The 16,366-nt window shown below is 60.9% G+C and carries 17 protein-coding genes; 5 read left to right on the forward strand and 12 right to left on the reverse strand.

Annotated elements, in window-relative coordinates:
* Positions 1-111 precede the first annotated feature (111 nt).
* On the reverse strand, positions 112-729 hold the full coding sequence (locus RWK44_RS08120; protein ID WP_222011378.1) for an O-methyltransferase: 618 nt from the start codon (positions 727-729) through the stop codon (positions 112-114).
* Between the two features lie 262 nt (positions 730-991).
* Between RWK44_RS08120 and RWK44_RS08125 the strand changes: the two genes are divergently transcribed.
* Positions 992-1,762: a siderophore-interacting protein gene (locus RWK44_RS08125; RefSeq protein ID WP_168284357.1), complete on the forward strand. Its 771-nt coding sequence runs from the start codon at positions 992-994 to the stop codon at positions 1,760-1,762.
* Positions 1,763-1,914: 152 nt separating this feature from the next.
* Here RWK44_RS08125 and RWK44_RS08130 read toward each other — a convergent pair whose 3' ends face one another.
* The 6 genes from RWK44_RS08130 to RWK44_RS08155 all read right to left on the reverse strand — a co-directional run bounded on the left by RWK44_RS08130 (position 1,915) and on the right by RWK44_RS08155 (position 7,434).
* The gene (locus tag RWK44_RS08130; RefSeq protein ID WP_221943951.1) at positions 1,915-3,156 is read right to left on the reverse strand and encodes an FAD-dependent oxidoreductase; all 1,242 of its coding nucleotides are present in this window, start codon (positions 3,154-3,156) and stop codon (positions 1,915-1,917) included.
* A 1-nt stretch (position 3,157) separates the two neighbouring features.
* Entirely contained in the window at positions 3,158-4,384 is a 1,227-nt protein-coding gene (locus tag RWK44_RS08135; RefSeq protein ID WP_316028645.1) for an Atu1372/SO_1960 family protein, read from the reverse strand.
* A 23-nt stretch (positions 4,385-4,407) separates the two neighbouring features.
* Positions 4,408-5,070, reverse strand: a complete 663-nt coding sequence (locus tag RWK44_RS08140; protein ID WP_316028646.1) for an amino acid ABC transporter permease — start codon at positions 5,068-5,070, stop codon at positions 4,408-4,410.
* Positions 5,067-5,726, reverse strand: a complete 660-nt coding sequence (locus RWK44_RS08145) for an amino acid ABC transporter permease (protein WP_131663600.1) — start codon at positions 5,724-5,726, stop codon at positions 5,067-5,069. The genes RWK44_RS08140 and RWK44_RS08145 overlap by 4 nt, the downstream gene beginning before the upstream one ends.
* Positions 5,727-5,733: 7 nt before the next feature.
* Positions 5,734-6,486, reverse strand: a complete 753-nt coding sequence (locus RWK44_RS08150; RefSeq protein WP_131663601.1) for an amino acid ABC transporter ATP-binding protein — start codon at positions 6,484-6,486, stop codon at positions 5,734-5,736.
* Between the two features lie 69 nt (positions 6,487-6,555).
* The gene (locus tag RWK44_RS08155) at positions 6,556-7,434 is read right to left on the reverse strand and encodes an ABC transporter substrate-binding protein (protein ID WP_168284361.1); all 879 of its coding nucleotides are present in this window, start codon (positions 7,432-7,434) and stop codon (positions 6,556-6,558) included.
* 162 nt (positions 7,435-7,596) lie between these two features.
* Here RWK44_RS08155 and RWK44_RS08160 point away from each other — a divergent pair, with 162 nt between their 5' ends.
* The 3 genes from RWK44_RS08160 (at position 7,597) to RWK44_RS08170 (ending at position 9,718) form a co-directional block, all read left to right on the forward strand.
* Positions 7,597-8,652 carry a GlxA family transcriptional regulator gene (locus RWK44_RS08160; protein WP_131663778.1) on the forward strand — a complete coding sequence of 352 codons (1,056 nt, stop codon included), beginning with the start codon at positions 7,597-7,599 and terminating at the stop codon, positions 8,650-8,652.
* Positions 8,653-8,768: 116 nt separating this feature from the next.
* Entirely contained in the window at positions 8,769-9,269 is a 501-nt protein-coding gene (locus RWK44_RS08165; RefSeq protein WP_131663603.1) for a MarR family winged helix-turn-helix transcriptional regulator, read from the forward strand.
* Positions 9,270-9,301: 32 nt separating this feature from the next.
* Positions 9,302-9,718 (forward strand): NUDIX hydrolase, encoded by a 417-nt coding sequence (locus RWK44_RS08170; RefSeq protein ID WP_025394994.1) that lies wholly within the window; start codon positions 9,302-9,304, stop codon positions 9,716-9,718.
* Here RWK44_RS08170 and RWK44_RS08175 read toward each other — a convergent pair.
* Entirely contained in the window at positions 9,715-10,806 is a 1,092-nt protein-coding gene (locus RWK44_RS08175) for a DUF3095 family protein (protein WP_131642556.1), read from the reverse strand. The genes RWK44_RS08170 and RWK44_RS08175 overlap by 4 nt on opposite strands.
* Before the next feature lie 118 nt (positions 10,807-10,924).
* The gene (locus RWK44_RS08180) at positions 10,925-11,320 is read right to left on the reverse strand and encodes an Ohr family peroxiredoxin (RefSeq protein ID WP_025394996.1); all 396 of its coding nucleotides are present in this window, start codon (positions 11,318-11,320) and stop codon (positions 10,925-10,927) included.
* Positions 11,321-11,601: 281 nt separating this feature from the next.
* Between RWK44_RS08180 and RWK44_RS08185 the strand changes: the two genes are divergently transcribed.
* Complete coding sequence (locus tag RWK44_RS08185) at positions 11,602-12,399, forward strand: class I SAM-dependent methyltransferase (protein WP_131663606.1); 798 nt, start codon at positions 11,602-11,604, stop codon at positions 12,397-12,399.
* 17 nt (positions 12,400-12,416) lie between these two features.
* On the opposite strand, the gene RWK44_RS08190 is transcribed toward RWK44_RS08185, so the two are convergent.
* From RWK44_RS08190 to RWK44_RS08200, 3 genes are all read right to left on the reverse strand, one after another.
* Positions 12,417-12,764 carry a CAP-Gly domain protein gene (locus RWK44_RS08190; RefSeq protein ID WP_316028647.1) on the reverse strand — a complete coding sequence of 116 codons (348 nt, stop codon included), beginning with the start codon at positions 12,762-12,764 and terminating at the stop codon, positions 12,417-12,419.
* A 111-nt stretch (positions 12,765-12,875) separates the two neighbouring features.
* Positions 12,876-14,189, reverse strand: a complete 1,314-nt coding sequence (locus RWK44_RS08195; RefSeq protein ID WP_316028648.1) for an extensin-like domain-containing protein — start codon at positions 14,187-14,189, stop codon at positions 12,876-12,878.
* A 151-nt stretch (positions 14,190-14,340) separates the two neighbouring features.
* Positions 14,341-16,158 carry a methyl-accepting chemotaxis protein gene (locus RWK44_RS08200; protein WP_316028649.1) on the reverse strand — a complete coding sequence of 606 codons (1,818 nt, stop codon included), beginning with the start codon at positions 16,156-16,158 and terminating at the stop codon, positions 14,341-14,343.
* Between the last annotated feature and the right edge of the window lie 208 nt (positions 16,159-16,366).

Here is a 16,366-nt window from a genome sequence, read left to right on the forward strand (position 1 = left end):
ATCTCCAAAGCTCGCGATGGCGGAGTTTTGATCGGGAAAGTGTCGGAAATTAGCTTCAAACGTGTCATCTTTTTTGCTGCAACTAAAAACAAAATGGCCGCTGATCTCACCTCAGCCTCCATCGAACCGACTGACCTCAAGCCCGCTGCCGACCGGCAGCAGCACGCTTGACATCCCTGGCTTGGCACGGACAGCCTCGCCGTAGCGTTTGAGATCATCGCCCCCCGGGCGCAGCATGTTGTCGGCGACAATGATCGCGCCCGGATTGAGCTTGGGGTAGAAGGCTTCGAGGCAGGGAACGTAGAGATCCTTCCCGAGATCCACCAGAACGAAGTCGATGCCCTGGGAAAGCTCGCCGATCATCAGGACCGCATCCCCCACCTTGAATTCCACATGCTCTGCGAGCCCTGCCTTGACGGCCATGTCGCATGCGTAGGCCGACTTGTAGCCGTGCATTTCCATGGTGATCAGCCGGCCGCCCGAGGCGCGCGCGGCTTCCGCCAGCCAAATCCCGGAATAGCCGAAGGAGGTGCCGAGTTCGAGAATGGTCGGGCTCTTGAGGCTCTTGGCGAGAATATTGATGAACTGCCCGGTCGCGGGCCCGACCGCGCGCAGCCGCTGATCCTGTCCTCCATCGCGCCCCCCGTGAGGCAGCTCGCGCGGGCTGTTATGCTCCGTCTCGATCATCGCGTGATAGATGTCGAGCACGTCCTGGATTCTGCTGTCCATCGTCTTCTCCATAACCGCTGATCGGCCGATCATTGCCCAACCGGAACGGCACCGGAAAGTTAAACTTTGGCAATCATCGCCCTTGTTGACCACCTTGCGGTTGCACATGCCGCCGCCGTCGGCTACATCATGCCGTCAATGGTCGGGTCACCCGGCCACGTAAGCGTTAACGTCACTCAACGCGTATGATCGAACGGCTTTGCGGCTTCGATCTGCGCGACTGTGTCCTGCGGATCGAGCTTCAGAAGCCCCGGAAGGACACATGGATAACAATCAATTCAAAGATCAAGCTTCATCGATCCCTGGCATAGAGCGGATTCGCCACGACACGCGGCGGCGCTTGCTGACAGTCGAAAGCGTCGTCGATATCACTCCGAGCATGCGCCGGGTCGTATTGGCAGGTGACGATCTCGCCGATTTCATCAGTCTCGGTGCTGACGACCACATCAAGATCTTCATTCCCACTGCCGGCGGTGGAAAAGAGCGCCGTGACTACACGCCGCGCCGCTATGACAATGCCGAGCGGAGATTGACCATCGACTTTGCCTTGCATGAGGCAGGTCCGGTGACGCAATGGGCGATCGACGCCGGCCCAGGCGACGAACTCGAGATCGGCGGACCTAGAGGCTCCGCCGTAGTGTCGAAGACTGTCAAACGATGGCTGCTGATCGGCGACGAAACAGCACTGCCGGCGATCGGCCGCCGGATCGAGGAAAGCGGCGCCGGAACCGTTATCACCACAATCGCAGCCGTCACCGGCCCGTTGGAAGAGCAGACCTTCGAGACATCAGCCGAGCTGCACCTCAACTGGGCGCACCGGCCTCTCTCTCAGGCAACCGATGCCGCAGCGCTGCTGAAACTCTTGAGTGCGGTCGATATCAAACCGGAAACCTTCATCTGGGTCGCGGCGGAAGCCTCGGTGACACGCGATATCCGCGCCTACCTGCTGGAACGAGGTTGCCCGCTCGGCTGGATCAAGGCTTCCGGCTACTGGGTGTTCGGCAAGGCCGATACGACGGAGAAATTCGGCTAGTGCATGATGCCGAAAAGTGTGAGCGGTTTTCGGGCGACATCATGCTCTAACTCTTTAATTTAGAACAGGATTCAGATTTTAGGCCGACCCGGCCTAAAATCATCCTGTTCTAAGGTCAATCCACACTGCGACAGGCGGAATGGCGTCCGCTACTATAGCACCGGGCGGCGCCAGCCACCGACTTGTTGAACGAGATCGACCACGCGGCGGGCAGAGCCTAATGCGAGTGTCCAACCCAGCATGCCGTGACCGGCATTGATGTAGAGACCTTTGATGTGTCGGGAACCGGCGATAACGGGCCTGGAGGTCGGTGTCATAGGCCTCTCGCCCGACCATCTCATCAGTTCGTTCGATCGCTCGAAAAGGTCGGGCAGCACTGCAGACGCGGCCAGCTTGAGCGTGTCGAAACGTCTGGCATCAAAACCGGCCCCTGGACGCTCGATATCTGCCAGTCCGGCGACACGAAAACGGTCGCCAATTGCCGCAAAGGCAAGCTTTCGTTTGACGTCTGTCAGGCTGATACTTGGTGCAAGGCCAGTTCTTGGAACGGTGAACGAATAGCCTCTGATGGGGCGTATGTCGCGAGCCTCGGGCAAATCGGATATAAGGGAACGGATCTGCGGTCCTGCCGCAACGATGGCCGCGTCGATGCGAAGCTCATCGCGGTCTTCAAACCTCAATCCTGTCAGCACGCCTCCCATTTGGACGAAGCTCGAGACCCTCTTGCCGAAGAGCACCGAGACCTGCCGGCGCTCGATCATCCAGGCGGTGAGCTGGCGGCAAAATCCGGCCGCATCGCCAAGGGCATCACCGGGAGTGTAAACGGCCCCGGCAATCTCTCCCTGATATGCGGCGAGCGCAGGCTCGACGTCTTCCGCCTCCACCCGCGTCAGCAGGCGCTGTTCGAAGCCGAGAGCATTCTTGCGCGCGACACTGGAATCGGCGGCAGCAAAACTTTGCCGGTCGGCATAGAGGTGCAGTTTTCCGGCGACACGATAGTCGAATTCGATGTCGGTTTCCTTAAGCAGGATTGCGAGCTCGTGACGGGATTGCTCGGCAAGGCGCAGGATCTCCTGCGTATTGCTCCACCAACGTCTGAACGGTGTATTGGCAAGGAATTTCAGCCCCCAGCAGAGAAAGTCCCGATCGAGTTGCCAGTGGATTCGGAAGGCTGGATCGCGGCCCATCGCAATCGCTGGCAGATGCTTCAGCAGGGCTGGTGATGCCATTGCGTCACCGTAGGCCCAGGACAGCTGCGCGGCGTTGCCGGCGCTCGCCCCCATGCCAGGCTCGCTTGCCGCATCGATAAGTGTCACATCATGCCCCGCCCGGGCCAGAAGATAGGCCGACGATACCCCTATGACGCCGGCGCCGATCACCGCAACGCGTGCCATCTCAAGCCTCGTCGCCGACGACGGCCGTCAACTCGACTTCAACAGGAACCCCGCGCGGCAGGGATGTTACGCCGATTGCGATGCGGGCATGCGCCCATCGATCCGGGAAGAGCTCTCGGAGCAATTCGGAAGCTCCATCGATGACGGCGCCGTGGCGCTCGAAAGCAGCATCCGCCGCGACATAGCCCGCGAGCCGGACGAAGCCCAGGATGTTGTCAAAGCCGCCCGCAGCCCCTTCCAGCTGTGCAAGCGCATTGAGAAGCGCCCAGCGCGCGCATTCTCGCCCCTCTTCGATGGAGACGCATGCTCCGAGATGTCCCGTCCGCAGCACCACACCGTCCTGCAATGGCACCTGACCTGAAACGGTGATGATACTGCCGGTCAGCACAGCACCCGAAAATGCGCCTGGCGGCGAGGATGCTTCAGGCAGAGCAAGCTCAAGCTGTGCCAGCCGTTCGCGCACACGATTGCTTCCAGCCGATGAAGCACTGCGTGCCTTACGGACTGCTGCTTCTGCGCTGCGGTCGACGAAGGCCCTCATGATATTCCTGTCGAGTTCGCTCAGCCGGTATTCGGGGTGCCACTGGATGCCGAGGCAAAAGCCGTCCGTGTCCCCTTCGAATGCTTCGATGGTTCCGTCCGGCGCCCGCGCGGCGACACGGAAGCGTCCTTGGCCGGCCAAAGCATGCCGGTGCAGGCTGTTGACGCGTGCCGGCCCCTTCCCCACCCAATCGATCAGCACGCTGTCTTGCTCGATCGTGATCTCGTGCGCCAAAACGTCGGGGATATGTTGCGGGATGTGGGATACGGCGGCGGCCGGCAGCTTTTGAAATTCGCCCCCAAGGTATTCACCGATCAGTTGCATGCCGTGGCATATGCCGAGAAGCGGCTTGCCCGTTTTCAAGACCTGTTCGACCAGCTGAATTTCGAACTGTCTGCGCGCGCCTGTCACCTCGGTCCCCGGCCGCGCACCGGTGAGAACGATCCCATCGGCGAGTGCCAACGCCGATGCCAGGTTCCGCGTGTTGTAAGGCAGGATCAAAGGAATTCCCCCTGCCTCGGCTATGGCATCCGCATAGTTGGCGCGCACCACATACTCCGTCTCGGTCGGCGCATCGGGCGCCTCGCTGACGTCGGGCGTCATGAGGATCACCGGCCAACGAGGTTCATGCGATTGCGTTGCATGCCGACGTGCGTTGCCCGTGGCAACGGTCGTTTCAGTGGTCATGGTCTTGGCCTTGTGATGACGAGTTAGCGGGCGGCCGGAAGGGCTAGCCGGCGCGAGAGGACCGAGAACGGCCAGGCTATCGCGAAATAGCAGAGGCCGACGGCAATGTAGATTTGCAAGGGCAGGAAATACTCCGTCGCCATGGACCGCCCGGTGAGGACCAGTTCGTCGACGGTAATCAGCGAAGCGAGCGAAGAATCCTTGAGCAGCGAGACGAAGGTGACGATCATCGGCGCCAGGATGACACGCGCGACCTGCGGCAGGATGATCCAGACGAAGCTCTGGGCCGGAGTGAAGCCCGCGGCCAGCGCTGCCTCGCTCTGCCCCGCCGGTATAGCCTTCAGACCGGCGCGGAAAAGCTCGGCGACCTGGGCCGCGAAACACAAAGCCAGGCCGGCGATCGCCGCACCGAAAGCATCGAAGACGACCCCGATGCCCGGCAAGCCGAAATAAAGCAGAAACAGAACCGCCAATAGCGGCACGCCCCGCACCATCGTCACATAAAGAGCCGCAAAATGCCGCAGCGCTGCGAAACCGGATTTCTGGCAGAGCGAAAGCAGCAGGCCGAAAACGAATGCCAGGGCAAAGGCACAAACGGAAAGCAGCGCCGTATTCACCATCGCCCGCAGCAGCAGAGGCAGCCATTCGGCACCATAATCGCCATAGGGCGCCAGGAAAGCACTCATCCTTTCAATCTCCCGTAACGTCTTTCGAGGAACTGCGTTGCCTGCATCAATGGCAGGCTCAGCAACAGGTAGAGTGCCGCCGCCGTCGCATAGATCATTGTTGTCTGGAAGGACGACGTCACCATTGAACGGGCGAAGAACATGATTTCAGGCGCCGCAATGGCCGAGACGACGGACGTGTCCTTGAGAAGTTGCACCGCGTAGTTTCCGAGCCCCGGAAGCGCTATCCGCATGGCCTGCGGCGTCAGAATCTCAAAGATGGTCTGGAGTGGGGTCAGCCCTGCAGCAAGAGCCGCCTCCGCCTGCCCGCTCGGCAGCGCGGCGAAACCGGCGCGAAAGATTGCACAGGTGATCGCCGCCCCGATGAGCCCGAGGCCCAGGATGGCCGCCGTGATTGACGTCAATTTCACGCCGAGGCTGGCAAGCCCGAAGTAGAGGATGAACAGATGCGTCAAGGCCGGCACATTGCAGAGAATCTCGCAGCAGGCATCGATCGCGAGATTGATGAACTTGATCCCGACAAATTGTCTGAGCAGAGCGAGAAGGAACCCGAAGGCGGCTGCGAACACGAGCGAGGCGATCGTGACGAAAACGGTTACGCCAAGCCCGGCGACGAGCCCTTGGACGACCGAGAAGAATACGGAAAATCCAATCATCACACGCCTAGTGCCGGATCTTGTTGAGAAACGCTTGCGTGCGCGCCTCGCGGGGAGCGGCTATGACCTGGCGTGCCGGGCCGGATTCCACGATCGTGCCGCCGTCAAGAAACAGGACGCGATCGGCAATGTCGCGCGCAAACGCGATCTCGTGCGTGACGATCAGCATCGTGCGCCCTTCGGCTGCCAACTCCTCCATCACTTTCAGAACCTCCTGGACCAGTTCGGGATCGAGTGCGGATGTCGGTTCGTCGAACAGCATGAGCTTTGGCTTCTGGGCAAGCGCTCGCGCAATCGCGACACGCTGCTGCTGGCCGCCGGACAGCTCGAGCGGTGAGGCGTCGGCGCGGTGCGTCATATGGACTTTGGCCAGCATTTCCAAAGCCAGTTCGCGTGCCTCGGCGGCAGGCAGACCGCGCACCTTGCGCGCCGCGATCGCGACGTTTTCCGTCACCGACAGATGCGGCCAGAGATTGAAGAGCTGGAAGACCATGCCCATCTCGGCGCGCTGCGGTGCAAGTTGCCGATCGCTCATGATACGGCCGTTGCGCGCACCGATCCGCTCGCCATCGAGGTGGATCTCGCCGGCACTGGGCTTTTCGAGAAAATTCATGCAGCGCAGACAGGTGGATTTCCCAGACCCGGATGGGCCGATCAGGGCAATCTTCTCACCTGGCGCGACATCGAAATCGATGCCTTTGAGAACTTCGATAGGACCATAGCTCTTGCGCAGGCCCGCAACGCTCAGAAGCGCATTCATCGCCGTTTCCTTATGCGATTAGAGGGTGGACGAAAAGCCGCCGATTGCAGCTTCCGTCCGCACGCTCGTTCAGCCGCCAGCTGCGCAGGACGGCAGCTTGTAATCTGCGGGGCGATCGACGCCGGCGCGGAAATTTTGACCCACAGGCTTGAACCAGACATCCGAGGACAATCCGTAGCGGGCGCCGATTTCCTTCATCTCGCAAGTCTTCCACATGTCGGCGATGATGGCGTCCATCTTCTGGCGCAGATCGTCGTTCTTCTGGTTGAGGCCATAGACGACCTGGCCGAGACCGGTCAGCAGCGGAAAATCCGGACTGTTATCGGTGAAGGCGAGGAAGTGCATATTCCAATCGGGGTTCTGCTTGATGGCGTAGGAGATCACCGGCGGATCGCCGATGACAGCGTCGATGCGCCCGGCGATAAGATCGCGCACGGCCGCGTCGGACGTGTCGTAGAGCGAGAGTTGGAGATCCTTGACGCTCTTCAATTCCGGGACGAACGAAAAGCCGGTGATCGTGCCGATCTTCTTGCCTTCCAGATCAGAAAGCTTGTCCCAGCTCGTCTTCGTCGATTGCATGATGCCGTTCTTGAAGTAGTGGATCGGCTCGGACAGCGTCATGATCTTCGTGCGCTTTTCGGTCCAGCCCATGGTGCCGAGCATGACGTCGACGCGGCCTGACTGAACGGAGGCGATCGTACCCGACCATTCCATGAGCGCAGGCTGAATCTTGAGGCCGAGCTTGTCGGCAATGCGCTGCATGATTTCACCGTCATAGCCTACCAGCTTCCCGTCCTGCCAGCCGGAGCCGGGCATGTCGCCGGTGAAGGCAACCGTAAGCTTGCCCTGCTCGGCAAGTTCGAAAGCATTGGCGATAGATGAAAGGGACATGAAGCTGCCTGCCAGCAGAGCGCACGTCACCATCCTTCTCGAAAGAGAAAGTGCCATTGTTCTGATCCTTGATTTGTTGGTTCCCCGGTCCGGTGGTTTCTGTCCCCGGATGTCGCGTTCGACGAGAGGAAACTTGACACTGAAGGCTGCTACTGAATTTTATAAATCGGACATTTTCTTTGAAAAAAGGACATGATGACTCTATCATCGCCACACACCATGATCACATCCGAGGAACCGTCCGAAATATCTGCCAACGAGCCGGACTATGTGCGCTGGCTCGATGATCTTTGGGCCGAGCGGCTTCTGGTCGCACGCGACCGAAAGGCCGATCTCTCCGTCGGCATTCTCCTCTGGCCGACATTCCCGATGATGTCGCTGACGGGTATCGTCGAGCCTCTCAGGCATGCGGCGGACTTTGCCGACAATTCCCGTCCATTGCATTGTCGCTGGTCGATCATGGGGGCTCCGGGCCATGCGGCGGTCGCCAGCTGCGGCATCCGGGTTCACGCCGATGCGCCCTACATTAACCCGACCGACTTCGACTACGTCGTGGTTATCGGTGGCCTCCTGCCACATCTGCGCGCCGCACCCAGCAAGCATCGCGACTATCTCAGGGTGGCGGCATCGGCGGGTGTCCCGGTCATTGGCGTTTGCACGGGCGCCTTCGTCTTGGCGCAGGAGGGCCTGCTTGCCGGGCGCAAGGCGTGCGTCCATCCCTTTCACGCGGAGGATTTCCGCATTGCCTTCCCGCGTCTTGCCTTCTCCACGCGCGATGACTTCCTGATCGAAAACGGCCGCATTACCGTGCCTGGCGGCGTATCGATCCTGTCGCTGATGACGGAGCTCATCCGCACGCATTGCGGGCCGGATCGGGCGGCCAAAGCCGTGCACCAGCTTTCGCTCACGGAGCAGAAGCACATGAGCGCCTTCGATCACGGCCGCGCCACAACATTTCGCCGCACGGAAGATTCGCGTATTCAGCGAGCCGTCGTTCTCATCGAGAGTCGGAAAGGCCGCGATGTCTCACCGGAACAGGTGGCCTCTCTGGTCGGCCTGTCACCACGTCAGTTCGCGCGTCTGTTCCAGGACAATATCGGCATGACTCCGAAGCGTTTTATCGTTGAAACGAGATTGCGCTATGGCCGGTTTCTGGTCGAAAACAGCACACTGCCCATGACGGCGATCGCCTTTGAAATCGGGTTCTCCGACTCCGCCCATTTCGCGACCGCTTTTCGCAAGAAGTATGGGAAGCCTCCCAGGAGTTTCCGCTGATCTTTGTCGAGTCACCACAAACGGCGGGATCGAAAACCGACTTCGACACTATTGCGATTTAATCGGATGCGATTTATATAGATCTTATTGTCAGAAAGCTTGGACAGGATGGACCGATGCCGACATCTAAAGCAGCTAAGGGGCCGAATATGCCCACCTCTCCGCAGGCGGGCAAGGGCGGCCGCAAGCTTTCCAATTTCCTCTGCTTCGCGGTCTATTCGGCCAATCTTGCCTTCGGCCGCGCCTATAAGCCGATCCTGGATCAGCTTGGCCTGACCTACACCCAATATATCGTCATCGTCGCCCTTTCCGAAGAGGACGATCAGACGGTCGGGGCGTTGGGAGAAAAGATGTTTCTCGAATCCAATACGCTGACGCCCATCCTCAAGAAGCTGGAATCGGTTGGCTACATCACGCGTCGTCGCGATCCCGCAGACGAGCGGCAGGTGCGGGTGAGCCTGACGCCGGCAGGGCGCACTCTTCTTGACGGCGATCCCGTCGCTCCCATGATTGCCGCCACCGGGCTCGGCGACGACTTTCCCGTCGTGCAAAAATCGGTGACGCGGCTGCGCGACAACCTCCTGCGATCGACGCAACCCGAGCCGGAAAAATCGTGATCCCGGCATCATGACATAACGGAGAAGACGAGATGCCCGAGATCGCGATGGGCGCCTTGATTCAGAATGGGACCGTTCTCCTGGCCAGACGCAGTTCCAGGCGCAAGGTGCACCGGGATCGCTGGAGCCTGCCGGGCGGCCATATCGAAGACGGCGAAGACGCCGAGACGGCATTGCGCCGGGAATTGATGGAAGAAATAGGCGTGATGCCGCAGCGCTGGCAGTTTGCGGGAAAGTTCGCATCGGAGGGCCTGCCTGAGGCATCCGCCACCTTCCATGTCTATCGCATCGATCAGTGGCATGGCTATCCGCAGCTGGTCGATGACGAACACACCGAGCTTAGATGGTTTAGCCTCGCCGCGATAGAAGGTGAAGCCGAGCTGGCGCCGCCTCAGCTCGGCGAAATGCTCGCAAACCTTGTCAGCCGGGAAACGGGGAAGCCCGCTTAGATCTCTTGGCGGCGATGATCCCGCGCCGGCTGGGTCCTGAGCGACGGCGCATGATGCCGGACGACATCGCCAAGCGCGCCTTCCTCCATCTTCTCGGCGGCGCTGGCATAGCCGCCGCCCATTCCATCGAGGAAATGCAGGTGCGAATCCGGCCTGTCCGATGGCACAAGACAGGTCATCAGCGCATGCGACTGGCGGTGCAGTCCGAAGTTGATCTCACCGCGCGCCCTCGCCGGAACGAGGATCGCTTCGACCTTGTCGATCTGTTCGCGCGTACAGTCCAGCGTCAAACGCAAACCATCATCGAACTTGCGGAAATCCGAATTGGCGGCGACCTCCGACCAGCCTTTCGCATCGACCTGCTTCCCGCTGTCTCCATCGGTGGGAATGCCACCGGGAAGCGGATGAGATTGGCGCGGCGCGGCATCGAAAACCGCAAGAACGCGTTTTGCCATGGCGGCAAAGACCTCGGGACTGAGATGATCGCGAGGCTCGACCAGCAGCGACAGTATCTCGCCCCGCTGGCTTGGGAACGGGGTCCAGTCACAGCTGAGACCGGTCAGGTCGGGCTTCGTCGCGTAGCGGCCCGGCTTGACCAGATACCGGCCGTTCTTGATCTGCTGCTCCGCCCATTTGAGCCCGCCCCCTGTAAACATCGCATAGGTCGCGTTCTCGGAGGCGGCATAACGGGCAATTCTGACGTCGCGCCCACTGGTGCGGATTTCGCGTACGGTCAGCAGCCCGATACGAAGGGTTAGATCGAGATCGGCTCTTGCAAAGCCTGCGACCTGCCGCAATGCCGATGTCGCCGCCATGATGCCCTGCGGCGGCAAGGCGAATGCTGCCCCGTCTCCGCGAAACACGAAGGGGAAATCGAACGATCCCCAGGCATTGCCGAGGGCGGCGATAACAGATGCGCCGGCATAGTTGACGTCTTCATAGCGCCCCGACCGGATCGCCGTGGTCGAGTTGACGACATCAGTGATGCCGACCAGCCAGTCATCGGGCAACGGCTCATAGACATCAGGGTCGAGCACATGTGAAAACTCGTCAAAGGCCTGGTGCGACTGGCCGTGGCTATTGATCATCGCTTGCTCTCCAGATCGGCAAGGTTTCCCGTGCCTGCTACCTCAGAAAGAGGTCTGCCGGCCGACCGGCAGGCCCTCCGCATCAAATCCTCCGGCGATGAGGTCTGCCCTCGCCCGCTCAGACAAGCTTGGTCTCGACGTCGATATTGCCGTGTGTCGCCTTGGAATAAGGGCAGATGCCATGGGCTGCCTCGATCAGTTCCTGCGCGATGTCGCGATCAATGCCGGACAGGCTGACATTGAGCCGCGCCCTCAGGAAGAAGGAGCCGTTGTCGGCGTTGAGAGTAATTTCCGCATCGACCTCGGGACCATCAGGCAGCGTGATCTTTCTCTGGGCAGCGGCAAGTTCGATGGCGCCGATGTAGCAGGCCGACCAGGCGATGCCGAACAGGTTTTCGGCGGCCGGATGCGGCTGCGGCAGTTTGATGTCGATCGTGCCGTCGCTGCTGCGCGCAGAGCCGTCGCGGCCGCCGGAGATGTGGGTTTTGCCGGTAAAGAGAAGCTTCTCGGTCATGGTGATATCCTTTCGGTTTAAGTTTTATTCGCATCCGATTAAATCGGCTGCGCTTTAATACGTCCGGCCAAAACCGATGTCAACACCATTCCGATTTAATCGGATGCGATTTGTTTCTATAGGCGGAAACACGCCATATCCGGGCACCCCTCAGCGGCAGCTATGCGAACAAGCAGGCCCGCTGCGCAAGGTCACGTCTTGTCCGGGAATGGGGCCATCTATAGGCTCTGCCGACAAATTAGAGGCGGGGCGCATCCTGCGAAGAAACCCAGAGAGATGATATGTCCTCGATAACAGCAGACAATGCCGGGCAGTATGGCGACAGCCGGAAGCTCGCTGCCCGGGCTCGACTGCATCGCCAATACACCATCGCCGAGACGGCCTGGTTTCCATGGGTTGCAGCGCAATTGTCCCTGAAACCGGGCGATCGTGTCCTCGACGTCGGCTGCGGACCGGCATGGTTCTGGGCGGCAACGGCAGGCCTGCTGCCGGCGGACCTCGACCTGACGCTTGCCGACCTTTCACCCGGCATGGTCGACGAGGCAGTGGCGCGTTGCGGCGCACTGCCATTCGGCTCCGTCCGGGGCTGCCAGGCCGACGCCGCCGCGCTCCCCTTCGAAGATGGCGCCTTCGATGCGGTGGTCGCGATGCATATGCTCTATCACCTGCCAGACCCAGCCGCGGGTATCGCGGATATGTCGAGAGTGCTGAGGCCGGGCGGCTTACTTGCGGTCACAACCAACGGTGCCGGCAATATGCGGGAGATCTACGCGCTGACGACCGTATTCGGCAGTGCCCCTTCCGATCCCGCTGCCGAAGCCTTCGGATATGACGCTGCCGAACGATCGATGCGGTCGCAGTTTGGAAACGTGACCATGTCGCAGCATCCGGCAAGCCTGCGGATCACCGAGCCCGAGGATGTCTTCCTGGCGCTCACCTCCTATCCGCCCGGCGATGGCGCCGGCGAAACTCAACTCATCAGCTTCCGTCAAGCCATTGCCGATGCGTTCAGCCAACGCAGCGGCGTGCTTGAGGTCCGCAAAGAGACTGCGCTGTTCCTGAGCAGAAAGACGGCCTGATCGGTGTCTCGGGGTGTTCAGACCTTCTCTTTCTTCCTGATTTTTTCCTTCGGTTCGACCGGTGCATCGGGCGTCGGCGCCAACAGCTTGCGCAGTGACGAGATCTTGTCCTTCACCAGTGGCCGGAAACGCGTGGCGCGATAGGGCATGTCGGCCGCTCCGTAACCTTCCGGCCCGTCATCATTGCCGCGGTTGATCTCCACGAGCTTCACCCCGATGAAGGTGCCGTCGATATAATGGGTATATTCACCCACCCAGCGGATCGTATAGATCTCGCCCTTGCGGATCAGCTGGTCGATGCTGACATGCTTGAAGGTGTCGTTGATGCAGACGACCTTCTGGCCGACATGGAAATCATAGCTCATGGATCAAACTCTTAGGCGCATATCCGCTGCGCCGATCTATAGCGCGCCCGGCCGCGCGGATGAACCCTTTTTTGACGTTCGGGCTTGATTGCGTCGGCTACAGCTCCCGGCCTAATCGCAATAGGCCTTGCCGCTCTTGCGGGAGCGAAGATCGAAGTGGAAGTGGTTCCAATGCTCCGGGTTGCTGCCGGGGCCGAGCACGGTGTTGAAATAGCGGCAGCTGTCGCTGCGCACCGCCTTCAAAAGCCGCCCCTCGCGCAGCGAGAACAGGCCCTTCTTGCGCACGTCGATCTCATGGCCGTTCTTCAGCACGAACTTGCCGACGTCGATGGCGTTGCCACGGGCGTGTTCCGACATCGGATTGTATTTCTGCCGGCTATTGTTCATGCGTCGGCAGGAATATCCGCCGAGCGGCTGGATCGTCTTGATGCCGGACCAGTAACGGTAGCGAGCGGACGGTGCCAGCTCGTTCTTCACCCATTTGGCGAAAGCGAGCGTCACCTGGCAGTTCAGCGTCACGGCCGGGCGCACGCCGATATTGCCGGAAAGCCCCTTCAGCGACACCGGATAAGGCACCTGGCAGGCCGGCCCGTTCGAGATCGGCGGCTTGTCGTCGAAGAGGACGCCCATGCGCTTCAGCTCACGCCGGCAGGCAAGCTCGGAGGACGGCATGACGCTGGGATCGACGGGTGCTGCCGGTTCGCTCATCATCGGATTGTTCGGCCGCAGCATCGCGACCTCTTCGCTCTCGTCCTCTTCGGGAATACGGGTCGGCGCCACCACAGGGCTGCCGTCGTTCCAGGCGGGCGCCCGGCTCATCTGTGCCTCGGCCGCCGGCTGCGGCATTGGCTGCTGCGCGGGCTGGCGCATGGGCTGGTTGAGCTGCGTTGGATTATCGGTACCGATGCCGTCGACAACCGGCTCGGTGGCGTTGCCCTCGGCGATCTGCTGCTGTTGTTCCTGCGCCAGCCCGACGACCGGCTCCGCCCCGAGATCGTCATCCATGTTGACGCCGCCGGACGGGATCGCAAGCGCCTGCGTGCCGCCCCAGTTGCCGCTCGTTTGGCCTGCCGCCAGTGCCTCGTCGCTGTCGATCATCGGCAGCTTGCCCCGCCGCGCCTGTGGCGCGGCTTGGGAGGCATGGCCGGTGCCGGCAAGGTTTGGCGTATCGAGATAATCGACGGAGCCCTGGCCATTGCCGACGGGCGCGCTGGAAACCGGATAGGAGGCCTGGCTCTCCACCGGCGCCATGCGCACGGCAGGCGCCATGCGCGCTGCCCCCCGCGACGGCGAGATCGAACTGACCCTGGTGCCGTTGTCGACATTGGCCGGCGGCACCAGCCCGTCACTGATCGAACAGGTCGTCAGCGCCACTGAGAGCAGCATGGGCAAAAGGGATCGCCGAGGAAAGGAAACAAACGCCATACTCTTATCGCTTCCGCAGGCTGGCTGGGCAGTGACCGAAAAAACTCACTCCAATTTTAATTAAAAACGGTGAATGAAAACTTACCGGCACAATCTGAACGCGACGGAAAGGAAAAAGGCCGGTTTCCCGGCCTTTCATTTCTACGTTTCTTCACGCTGCCCGTGTGTATCGGGTCACCGGCGGCGGCTCCCCGCGCAGGCGGAAATTCGAAAGCAGCGTCTTCAGCTGAGTGCTCTCGTCGGCGAGCGTGCGGCTTGCCGCCGTCGTCTCCTCGACCATCGCGGCATTCTGCTGGGTCATCTGGTCCATGTGATTGACGGAACCGTTGATCTCGTTTAACCCTGTCGACTGCTCGCGCGCCGCCGTCGCGATCGAGGCGACGTGATCGTTGACCTGGTTGACCAGTGCCTCGATTTCCAGCAGCGCCTCGCCCGTCGAACGCACCAGCGCCACCCCGCCCTGGACCTCCGTTGCGGACCGGCTGATCAGTTCCTTGATCTCCTTGGCCGCATTGGCGGAACGCTGGGCAAGTTCGCGCACTTCCTGGGCGACGACCGCAAAGCCGCGGCCCGCCTCGCCCGCCCGCGCAGCCTCGACGCCGGCATTCAGCGCCAGAAGGTTCGTCTGGAAGGCGATTTCGTCGATGACCGAGATGATCTGGCCGATGCGGTTGGACGAATCCTCAATCCGGCCCATCGCTGTCACCGCGTTGCGGACGATCTCGCCGGATTTTCCGGCACTCGCCTTGGTCTCGGCCACCATCTCGCGTGCCTCGTTCGCCCGTTCGGATGCCGTCTTGACCGTCGCGGTGATCTCGTCGAGCGCTGCCGCCGTTTCTTCGAGTGCGGCTGCCTGCTGCTCCGTCCGCTTCGACAGATTGCCGGTCGCCTCGCTGATGTCGGAAGCGCTGTCGTTGACGACGCGGCTCGATTCGGCGATCGCATGGATGACGCCGTTCAGCGCGTCGACGGCGGCGTTGAAATCGCCCCTCAGCTTGGCGTAATCCTCTCCGATATCGCCGATCGCAACCGTCAAGTCACCGCCCGCAAGCTTCTCCAGGCCGACGCCAAGCGCCTGCATCGCGCGGTTCTGCCGTTCGGAGGCGGAACGCAGGCTTGCCTCGTTGCCGCGGCGCTCTTCCTCGATCTGCTGCTGTCTTTCGTCTTCCCGCCCGCGCAGCGCGCTGCGCTCGTCGACGGAATCGCGCAGCACCAGCAGCGCCTTGGCCATCTGGCCGATCTCGTCGCGACGGTCGCTGCCGGCGATCTCCACCGATGCTTCTTCGGCCGCAATCGCGTTCATCGCCGCCTTCAGCCGGACGATCGGCGCTGTCACGCTGCGCACGATGGCATAGGCAATGGCAATCGTGGCGGCGGCGCCAAGCAGGCAGAGCAGTGCGGCCCACATCGCGTTCTGGCGATAGAGCGCGGCAAGGTCATCCGCATAGACACCGGTGCCGACGATCCAGCCCCAGGGCTCGAAGCCGGCGACATAGGAATATTTCAGCACCGGCTCATCGGCACCCGGCTTCGGCCAGTAATAATCGACGAAACCCTTGCCGTCCTTCTTCACCTTGTTGACGAACTCGATGAACAGGAACTTGCCGTTCGGATCCTTCATCTGCGAGATATCGGTGCCATCAAGCGCCGGCTTGATCGGGTGCATCACCATTTTGGGATGCATGTCGTTGATCCAGAAGTAACCGTCGGCGCCGTAGCGCATAGCGCCGATCACATCCTTGGCCGCCGCCTGCGCCTGCTCGCGGGTCATCGTGCCCGCCTGCTCCATCTTGTAATATTTGTCGAAGATGCCGAGCGCCGTCGCATCCAACTGCGCCAGCCCCGCCTTCCGCTCCGCTTCCAGCTCGGAATAGGAATAGTTCAGAAAGAAGACCATCGTCGCCGCGAGCACGGCAAGCGTGAATGCGACGAGGCAGTAAAGTCGGGTGGAAATCTTGACGTTGCGCATGAGGTTCCCGGCGATTCTTATGTTTGAGATCGATCGCATTCTGAATTGCCGGAATTACTGGAGCGTAAAGCTTAATTAGAAGACAATTAAATAACGTAAGGTCAGATGAAAGCTGTAAAATTCAACCATTTGAAATCAAATGAGATTTCAACCGGCAACGGCAGCAACATTTTTCTCATCGGCCGTCTCTAGCGCTTGGTCTTGCCGT

The sequence above is a fragment of the Rhizobium sp. 25PS6 genome, assembly GCF_032464655.1.
Classification (GTDB): Bacteria; Pseudomonadota; Alphaproteobacteria; order Rhizobiales; family Rhizobiaceae; genus Rhizobium; species Rhizobium laguerreae.

Coding starts and splice junctions, on each gene's coding strand:
- RWK44_RS08125 (WP_168284357.1), top strand. CDS start 992: ATGGATAACAATCAATTCAAAGATCAAGCTTCATCGATCCCTGGCATA.
- RWK44_RS08165 (WP_131663603.1), top strand. CDS start 8,769: ATGCCGACATCTAAAGCAGCTAAGGGGCCGAATATGCCCACCTCTCCG.
- RWK44_RS08135 (WP_316028645.1), bottom strand. CDS start 4,384: ATGACCACTGAAACGACCGTTGCCACGGGCAACGCACGTCGGCATGCA.
- RWK44_RS08150 (WP_131663601.1), bottom strand. CDS start 6,486: ATGAATGCGCTTCTGAGCGTTGCGGGCCTGCGCAAGAGCTATGGTCCT.
- RWK44_RS08185 (WP_131663606.1), top strand. CDS start 11,602: ATGTCCTCGATAACAGCAGACAATGCCGGGCAGTATGGCGACAGCCGG.
- RWK44_RS08130 (WP_221943951.1), bottom strand. CDS start 3,156: ATGGCACGCGTTGCGGTGATCGGCGCCGGCGTCATAGGGGTATCGTCG.
- RWK44_RS08180 (WP_025394996.1), bottom strand. CDS start 11,320: ATGACCGAGAAGCTTCTCTTTACCGGCAAAACCCACATCTCCGGCGGC.
- RWK44_RS08190 (WP_316028647.1), bottom strand. CDS start 12,764: ATGAGCTATGATTTCCATGTCGGCCAGAAGGTCGTCTGCATCAACGAC.
- RWK44_RS08170 (WP_025394994.1), top strand. CDS start 9,302: ATGCCCGAGATCGCGATGGGCGCCTTGATTCAGAATGGGACCGTTCTC.
- RWK44_RS08120 (WP_222011378.1), bottom strand. CDS start 729: ATGGACAGCAGAATCCAGGACGTGCTCGACATCTATCACGCGATGATC.
- RWK44_RS08155 (WP_168284361.1), bottom strand. CDS start 7,434: ATGGCACTTTCTCTTTCGAGAAGGATGGTGACGTGCGCTCTGCTGGCA.
- RWK44_RS08200 (WP_316028649.1), bottom strand. CDS start 16,158: ATGCGCAACGTCAAGATTTCCACCCGACTTTACTGCCTCGTCGCATTC.
- RWK44_RS08195 (WP_316028648.1), bottom strand. CDS start 14,189: ATGGCGTTTGTTTCCTTTCCTCGGCGATCCCTTTTGCCCATGCTGCTC.
- RWK44_RS08175 (WP_131642556.1), bottom strand. CDS start 10,806: ATGATCAATAGCCACGGCCAGTCGCACCAGGCCTTTGACGAGTTTTCA.
- RWK44_RS08145 (WP_131663600.1), bottom strand. CDS start 5,726: ATGATTGGATTTTCCGTATTCTTCTCGGTCGTCCAAGGGCTCGTCGCC.
- RWK44_RS08140 (WP_316028646.1), bottom strand. CDS start 5,070: ATGAGTGCTTTCCTGGCGCCCTATGGCGATTATGGTGCCGAATGGCTG.
- RWK44_RS08160 (WP_131663778.1), top strand. CDS start 7,597: ATGATCACATCCGAGGAACCGTCCGAAATATCTGCCAACGAGCCGGAC.